The organism is Oleiphilus sp. HI0080 (genome assembly GCF_001635135.1).
The window spans coordinates 1-7,864 of the sequence record NZ_LWFU01000552.1; the positions used below are offsets into that span (position 1 = coordinate 1).

Annotated in this window: 7 protein-coding genes and 1 pseudogene; 2 read left to right on the forward strand and 6 right to left on the reverse strand. The window is 48.7% G+C overall.

From position 1 onward, the window contains the following. Both A3751_RS22835 and A3751_RS12095 read left to right on the forward strand, forming a co-directional pair. Positions 1-518 (forward strand): annotated as a pseudogene (locus A3751_RS22835) (hypothetical protein); the annotation flags it as partial. A gap of 233 nt (positions 519-751) precedes the next feature. Further along, positions 752-1,963 carry a CaiB/BaiF CoA-transferase family protein gene (locus A3751_RS12095; RefSeq protein WP_068456317.1) on the forward strand — a complete coding sequence of 404 codons (1,212 nt, stop codon included), beginning with the start codon at positions 752-754 and terminating at the stop codon, positions 1,961-1,963. 265 nt (positions 1,964-2,228) lie between these two features. On the opposite strand, the gene A3751_RS12100 is transcribed toward A3751_RS12095, so the two are convergent. From A3751_RS12100 to A3751_RS12125, 6 genes are all read right to left on the reverse strand, one after another. Further along, entirely contained in the window at positions 2,229-2,543 is a 315-nt protein-coding gene (locus tag A3751_RS12100) for a HigA family addiction module antitoxin (RefSeq protein WP_068456320.1), read from the reverse strand. A gap of 13 nt (positions 2,544-2,556) precedes the next feature. After that, entirely contained in the window at positions 2,557-2,838 is a 282-nt protein-coding gene (locus A3751_RS12105) for a type II toxin-antitoxin system RelE/ParE family toxin (RefSeq protein WP_068456324.1), read from the reverse strand. Positions 2,839-3,078: 240 nt separating this feature from the next. Further along, positions 3,079-3,318, reverse strand: coding sequence for a hypothetical protein (locus tag A3751_RS12110; RefSeq protein WP_156492402.1), 240 nt, complete (start codon positions 3,316-3,318; stop codon positions 3,079-3,081). A gap of 274 nt (positions 3,319-3,592) precedes the next feature. Further along, positions 3,593-5,392 (reverse strand): AMP-binding protein, encoded by a 1,800-nt coding sequence (locus tag A3751_RS12115; protein WP_082863221.1) that lies wholly within the window; start codon positions 5,390-5,392, stop codon positions 3,593-3,595. Positions 5,393-5,482: 90 nt separating this feature from the next. Beyond that, a complete protein-coding gene (locus A3751_RS12120) occupies positions 5,483-6,313 on the reverse strand; it encodes an NAD(P)-dependent oxidoreductase (protein WP_068456330.1) in 831 nt (276 codons plus the stop codon). Continuing rightward, positions 6,310-7,864 (reverse strand): biotin/lipoyl-containing protein (locus tag A3751_RS12125; protein WP_082863222.1); only part of this gene is annotated, 1,555 nt, incomplete at its 5' end. The genes A3751_RS12125 and A3751_RS12120, both read right to left, overlap by 4 nt.

Here is a 7,864-nt window from a genome sequence, read left to right on the forward strand (position 1 = left end):
ACTATGATTACGGCGATGTGATCGAAAACCAGCTCACTCATTGGTCGAATGTCGGTAAGCTTGTTGGTGTGCCTGCGGACTTTAATGCGATTGAGAAAGCGCCAGAGTTTTCTGATCTGACAGACGTGTCTGCGATGAGCGACGCAGATGTCGCAATCGCAGCGAAAGGCTACCTAGACATCAACTGCGCGCATTGTCACCGTGCGAACCTTGGCTTGCCACAGTCTTATGGTGGCGCAGCGGGTGGCTCTGGTTTGCGTCTTGAATGGCAGCGTAGTCCTGATGACGATGCCTTTGCGCACGGCGTGTGTAAAGAACCTGTTGCCGGTGGTTTAGCGCCGTACGAATTTGATGTAGTGCCTGGGGCGCCGGAATTATCTTATCTGGTTCATCGCATGAGTACGGATGATGAACGGCAGCGTATGCCAGAACTTGGCAGAAGTGTGGTACATGCCGAAGGTGTTCAGTTGATTGAACGCTGGGTAGCGACTCTGCCTGTAGCAAATTGCTCTCCTTAAATAGTAATGGCCTAGTTAGGCGTAGTCGTTGACTATTTAAGTGATCAATCGCACCTAGTAGCTGAGAGTTTCTCTCCCTTAAGGCTACTAGGTGTTGTTCTTTTGTATTGCTTTTGTGTTTTGTCACTTTGATGCTCGCCCTTCACAACGGCGAGCTTTTTTGTTTTTCCTGATGACACATTGACCCCGCCTCGTTATATTTTTACTTCCACTCAAAAATTGACCATGACTTTATGAACGACTCAGCTTCTCGCAAGCGCCCCCTCGACGGCATACGTGTGATTGAAATGGGGCAGCTGTTAGCCGGCCCTTTTACGGGCTCTATACTTGGTTACTTTGGTGCAGAGGTTATAAAGATTGAGCCTCCAGAGGGTGGTGATCCAATACGTGGGTGGCGGTTAATGGAAAACGGCACCTCTTACTGGTGGCATAGCATCGGGCGGAATAAGAAGTCGGTCACGATAGATCTTAAAACAGAGCAGGGCCGAGAGATCGCAGCAAGCCTGATTGATAAGGCGGATGTTCTGGTTGAAAACTTTCGGCCCGGTACGATGGAGAAGTGGGGCTTAGGCCCAAAGGAAGCCAAGGAGCGCAATCCTCGCATCATATATACCCGTATTTCTGGCTATGGCCAGGACGGCCCTTATGCAAACAAGCCCGGATTTGCTTCAGTATGCGAGGGTTTTGGGGGCTTTCGCTACGTCAATGGGTTTTCCGGGCAAGCGCCTGTTCGTCCAAATTTAAGTATTGGTGACACGCTTGCGGCTATTCACGCTGCCTTAGGCGTTGCAATGGCAATTATCGAGCGAGCCAATAACGATAAGCATGAGGGGCAGGTTATTGATGTGGCGCTCTATGAGGCGGTATTCAATTTAATGGAGGGCGTGGTTCCTGAATATTCCGGTTGTGGCGCCATTCGTGAGCCTTCAGGAACCACAGTCACTGGGATAGTTCCAACCAACACCTATGGGTGCGGGGATGGAAAGTACGTGATTATTGGTGGCAATGGAGACTCGATATATAAACGTCTTATGCATGCTGCGGGCCGACCCGATCTTGCAGAGCATCAAGAAATGCAAACCAATGCCGGCAGGGTGGTGCATCAAGCCCAAATTGACGAAGCGATAGGCCAATGGTGTCTTGCCCACAGTTCAAAAGAAGTTATTGCTATTCTTGAGGCTGAGCGGGTTCCAGTAGGGCCGATTTATAACGTGCAAGATATGTTCGAGGATCCGCACTACCAAGCGCGCAAAGTGTTTGAACGTGTCGAGATCGACGGTCGTGAACTGGATATACCGGCATTGATACCCAAACTAGAAAGTACGCCAGGAAAAACCGAATGGCCCGGTGCAAAGTTAGGTACACATACCAACGATGTACTAAGCGAACTACTTGAGCTTGATGACGATAAAATCTCAGAACTACGAGAATCAGGCGTCATCTGATCTATATGGAGTTGAAACGATAATGCGCACTAAGCTCTCGCTCCATTGCGGACATTAGAGGCTCGTTAGATCGGCATTGGTTTTGAGAGAATAGCGGACTAAAAATTTGACAGACCGTCGCTTCAGTTTTCACCAATAAGCGGACATTTTTTGCTAGTGGATCAACTGAGAGCCGTTTCGACAAAGCAGACATCATGAACCTCTGCCGTCAGTGGTGACAAAGTCGACGCGAAGCTGATGTTTTGACATCCGGTGCGCGGCTTGGTTATGCAGCATGTAGCGGCTTGATTCGATCCACCTCTTCCTTAACCGATTGTGCGGCAGTCCAAAGATCAACAGACCGCTGTGCGTTCAGCCAGAATTCCGGCGAGTTACCAAACAAACGCGCAAGCCGGAGCGCCATTTCAGGACTGACAGCGCGACGTTCGCGCAATAATTCATTAACTGACTGACGAGATACTCCCAGAGATTTGGCCAACCCCGAAACCGTCAGGCCATAGTCCGGAAGAAAATCTTCCCTCAGCATTTCGCCAGGATGAGTGGGTTTGCGCTGCATACCCGTAGTATTAAGAATAGTCATATCATCACCTCACTCAGTGGTAGTCACACACTTCGACTTCATACGCATGACCATCTTCAAAACGAAAACAAATACGCCATTGATCATTTATTGAAATTGCGTGCTGCCCCTGCCTGTTTCCCGAAAGCGGGTGAAGGCGATTGCCAGGCGGCACTTTCAAATCCTCTAACTGTTCGGCCAGATCCACGTATTCAAGTTTTCTAGCGGCTCTCGCTGCAACATCCGCAGGAAATTTCTTTGACTTGCCCTTGGCGTAGAGTTCTTGGGTTCGTTTATCAGCAAAGGATTTGATCATAAAATAAAGTGTATTGTGTCACGTGACACCTGTCAACAAGGCGTGGAGATGTCCGTTATGTATATGAAGCAGAGATGTTGTTCGAGGAAAAGCTACAACGGTTGTTGGTGAAGAGCGGACTTTCGGCTCAGCAATTTCTGTGTCTCAAACTCATCAGAGACTACAAAGAACCGAACATTAGAAAGCAAGCCTAAAAGGCTTGTTTGAGGTATGGTGCTCACGCTAATACGTAAAATTACTTCAGTTGTTGGCCTTTAACTTCCGTAAAATCGCCAATAGTGTATGAACCGTAGATGCTAAAGTAATCACCGCGATGAGCACCATAATGCTGACTTTTATCCAGAAACCAAGCGGGTTAGCGTCGACTTCTGCTACGCCTCGGAAGACAATTTGACCAGTATCAACCGCATCCCACACAAAAAATGAAGACCCTCCGCACGTAATCAAACAGATAAAAAGAAAACAAAAATTTTTAGTCAAGGAGGTTTCCATTCAACATAGTCTAAAGTGCTACGCTAAAAAGGAAAGCTTTTAGCATCCGATTCTCTCACAAAACCAATGCCAACCTAAGAACCCCTTGATGTCTGCTTTGGTGTGTTAGCCGAAGCGATGGCCTATTAGTTTCTTGGTACGCTTTTTTCACAAAGGCAATGTTCCGATATGGTTTAGATTAGCCTTTTGAGAGCGTGATGACTGTGGTCATATTATGCTCTCATAGGGCGGCTCAATTATCCTTTCACCGCCGCTATACAACTTAACTAGAGACCAAAAACAACTCATCGGCCCATAAGATTCCGTTAGGTTGTTTGCACCATGTTTCGTAGTGTTCTTTATATGTTTGATCGACAATGTGGCGTTTGATTTTAAGTGTGGGCGTAAAAAAGCCGCAGTCCTCGGCCCATGGTTCAGGGAAGATCACTGCATGAGAGATGCGTGTGTAGGAGGGTAGCTCCGCATTTACCTGATCAAGAGTCTGCTTAATGCTGCCTTCAATAACGTGCTGTTCTTCTTGCAGCGCTGACTCGCTTAAATTAATGAGCGCGATAGGTTGAACCAAGCCAAATCCGGTGATCATCACCTGCCCAACAAACAAGTTGGCGCCGAGTTTGTGCTCGATCGGAACCGGGATAATGAACTTGCCTTTTGCCGTTTTAAACGTGTCTTTCAGGCGTCCGGTAATGGTCAGCCTTCCTTCACTATCGAGCCGACCTGTGTCGCCAGTATGGTACCAGCCATCTTCTGAAAGTACTTCTGCCGTTTTCTCGGGTGACTTGTAATACCCTTTCATGACCCATGGCGCTTTGACGAGCACTTCATCACTTGAGGTGTCAATCTTGATTTCTACCCCATGCAAAGGCCTGCCAACAGAGCCCGGGGTAATATCGTCCAGTGTATTAAAGGTGACCCCACCGCAGAGTTCTGTTGCACCGTAGACTTCCTGAATATTGATACCAAGTTTTGCATACCAGTCTATGAGTGAGCTCGCGAGAGGAGCGGCACCAGAAATCGCAGATCGAACTTCATTTAACCCAAGGCCTCTTTTGATCTTGTTCTTTAGCAGGCGGCTGATGATGGGGATTTTAAGGGCTGTGTTGAGTTTTTTCTCGGACAACTTGGAGAGAATGCCTTGTTGGATTTTTACCCATATTCTGGGTACCGCAAAAAATTGGGTAGGTTGGACTGATTGCAGGTTTTCGGCAAAGCGATCTAGTGACTCGCTAAACGATACTTCCGAGCCTGCAACGATGGGGCTCACTTCAGAGACCACGCGTTCCGCAATATGATTGAGCGGTAAATAGGATAATACTCGCTCTGACACGCCTTGAAATACGCCATAAGCGGGGCTTTGGCGCTCATGTTTCATCACCTCATTTGCGCAGGCGTAATCGATCATAACGCCTTTGGGTGTGCCCGTTGTGCCGGACGTATAAATAATGGTGAATACTTCATCAGCTTTGGGTTTATGCGGGTTTGTGCAGGGTGGGTTAGACATTAGGTCTTCCCAGCTGTAGTTGCAGTTATCGATCGGACTGTTGCCTTCGAATTGTGGAAATGCAATCGTAATGAGCTGATCGTTGACGGCATCCTGCTGCTGTTCCCAGTGTTCGAGTTTGCCCACAAAAAGTGCTTTGATGTCACTGAGTTCGATGACTTCTTTTAAGTCTGCTGGCGACAGCGTTGGATAAAAGGGCACAGAAACATATCCGCCCATCATGATGGCGAGGTCAGAGATAATCCAAGGAAAGCAATTTTTTGAGATTAACCCTACATGGTCTCCGGGCTTAAGCCCCATCTCGCGCATCGCTGTGACAAGTCGTGCAGCCATCTCGTAGGCTTGCAGCCATGTGATTTCATGCCATCTGTTGCCTAAAGCTTGTCGTAGATACGTCTTGTTTGGGTGCAGCTTGGCCCGTTCGTAAAAGATATCGATAAAGCTATCGGCATTTCTGATAGCGTCGTTTTCAATAATTGAACTTTTAAATGGCTTCGTTGCAGGCAGAGGTTTTTCCGCAGACGCGGAGTCAATCGATTCTATGCTAACAGTGGATGGCATGTTTTTTACCTTGGCTTCGTTATGTTTATTGGTAGCCTTCGAGACGACATCCTAACGTCTCACAGGCGCCGAAGCGCCCGTACACCCAGTTTATTCGACAAAAAGGTCTTTCATCAAGGGTTTCGTGTTCTCGCTTGAGTAGCGGTATTGGTCGAAGTCAGTGACGCCACTTTTTCGCAAGACGCATTCATCTATAAGAAGCTCGCCAGTGAGTGCGAGCTTGTCTGTAGAGAGTACTTCATAAGCGGCATCTGCCATGATGGCCGGTATCCGACCTTTCTCAAGAATACTCTTGCCGCCACCTTCGAATTCGACCGCCGCGGTCGCAATGACGGTTTGGGGCCACAAGGAATTTACCGCAATGCCAAAGCGGCGGTACTCCTGCGCCAAACTGATGGTCAGCATAGACATCCCATATTTGGTGACCGTGTATGGGCCATAGTGCTGAAACCATTTAGGATCGAGATTCAGTGGAGGCGATAAGCTCAAAATATGCGCATGAGCTGATTTTTTCAGATGAGGCAGGGCCGCTTTTGATAGTGAAAGCACGGCTCGGGTATTGATCTGATGCATTAAATCAAAACGCTTGAGCGGCAAGTTCTCGGAGTTCGCAAGTTTAATTGCTCCGGCGTTGTTAATTACCACATCGAGCCCGCCAAAATGTTCAGCCGCTTTATTCACGGCATCAACAACGGCTTCGTCGTCGCGAACATCTAACTGCAAGGGTAGTGCTTGTCCACCCGCTTGTTCTACTTCTTCTGCGACCGTAAAAATGGTGCCGGGTAGTTTTGGATGTGCTTCTGTCGATTTTGCGGCCACCACAATTTTTGCGCCATCCTTGGCGAACTTTAGTGCCATCTCTCGGCCAATTCCGCGGCTCGCGCCACTAATAAAAACAACTCGATTGTTCAATGTGCTCATTCTTCACTCATCTCTGTCGCTGCGACTTCAACCAATAGCTGTCGCAATTTTACCTGATCACCGGCTTTAACAAGCACAGACTCAACAGTACCATCTACATCTGCTTTGAGAGGGTGCTCCATCTTCATTGCTTCAAGTATGACTAGCGTGTCGCCTTTGGCCACCGCCTGACCCGGTTCGGCAAATACTTTGATAATCGCGCCATCCATACTTGCTTGCACTTGGCCACTGCCTGCGGCACCCGCTGCATCTTTTGCAACGTGAGTGACGTCTTCGAAGACAAAATCTTCTGAACCCAAGCGAAGGTAGATCTTATCTCCCGTTACCAGTCTATTGCAGCGTCGCTGAATGCCATCATGTTCAAAACAAATTTCAGCGTCATTTTGGCTCACTAAGCGCAAGCTAATCGGCGCGTCATCTTCTGTGTTTCGCACGGTGAAGAGTCCTTTAGATTCTTCAACAAACAGCTTAACCTCGCTCTCACCGAAGCGCATGGAGTAGGGCCATTCGCTACTCGCGCTATTGCTCCAACCCATTAACATATTTGAGACATTGCCGTCTGAACGTTTGCTGTGATGCAGGCACATACAGGCAATCGCTGTCGCGAGCGCATCCTGCTCTTGCTCTGCAATACTCTCGTCTTCAGCAAAATCTTGCTCGATAAACGCGGTCGTTGCTTCACCAGTCGTGAAACGCTGATGATCAAGAACCCGTGACAAAAAGTGCGTGTTCACGGTGACACCAAACAAAACGGTTTCGCGCAACAGCTTTAATAGTCTTCGTCGCGCCTCCTCACGGTTTGCGCCATAAGCAATAAGCTTAGCGAGCATAGGGTCATAAAAAGGCGAGACGTCTTGGCCTTGCTCTATGCCGGCATCAATTCTGACACCTTCGGCATTGCTCGTTTGCCAGCGTAAGATGTTCCCCGTTTGAGGTAAGAACTGATTGCGTGGATCTTCAGCATAAAGACGAACTTCAATCGCATGTCCATTCAGCGTGATGCCTTCCTGGGTTTTGGGGAGGGGAGCGCCCGCTGCAACGTTGATCTGCCATTCTACAAGGTCGGTGCCGGTGACTAGCTCGGTGACAGGGTGCTCAACCTGCAAGCGCGTATTCATTTCAAGGAAATAGAAGTTCTTTTCTTGGTCCACCAAAAATTCAACGGTTCCCGCACCGACGTAATCGCAGGCTTTTGCGGCTTGAACGGCCGCTTCACCCATACGTTGTCGAAGCGCTGGGTCAACAAAGGGGGATGGTGCCTCTTCAACGACTTTCTGATGTCGGCGCTGTATCGAGCAATCCCGTTCGCCCAGGTACACGGCATTACCATGTTGGTCAGCGAACACCTGGATTTCTATGTGACGGGGGCTGATCACGGCGCGTTCAAGAATCAACTCACCGCTTCCAAACGCATTTTCAGCTTCTGATCTGGCGGTGTTAATTTGCGCTTCTAGTTCACTTTCTTTGTGTACTAAACGCATGCCACGTCCGCCGCCACCAGCAGAGGCTTTCACCATCAAAGGGAAGCCANTGCTGGTGGCGGCGGACGTG

What these genes read in the sequence shown, in the direction of transcription:
- A3751_RS12095 (WP_068456317.1), top strand. Translation starts at nt 752, where the DNA reads ATGAACGACTCAGCTTCTCGCAAGCGCCCCCTCGACGGCATACGTGTG.
- A3751_RS12100 (WP_068456320.1), bottom strand. Translation starts at nt 2,543, where the DNA reads ATGACTATTCTTAATACTACGGGTATGCAGCGCAAACCCACTCATCCT.
- A3751_RS12105 (WP_068456324.1), bottom strand. Translation starts at nt 2,838, where the DNA reads ATGATCAAATCCTTTGCTGATAAACGAACCCAAGAACTCTACGCCAAG.
- A3751_RS12115 (WP_082863221.1), bottom strand. Translation starts at nt 5,392, where the DNA reads ATGCCATCCACTGTTAGCATAGAATCGATTGACTCCGCGTCTGCGGAA.
- A3751_RS12120 (WP_068456330.1), bottom strand. Translation starts at nt 6,313, where the DNA reads ATGAGCACATTGAACAATCGAGTTGTTTTTATTAGTGGCGCGAGCCGC.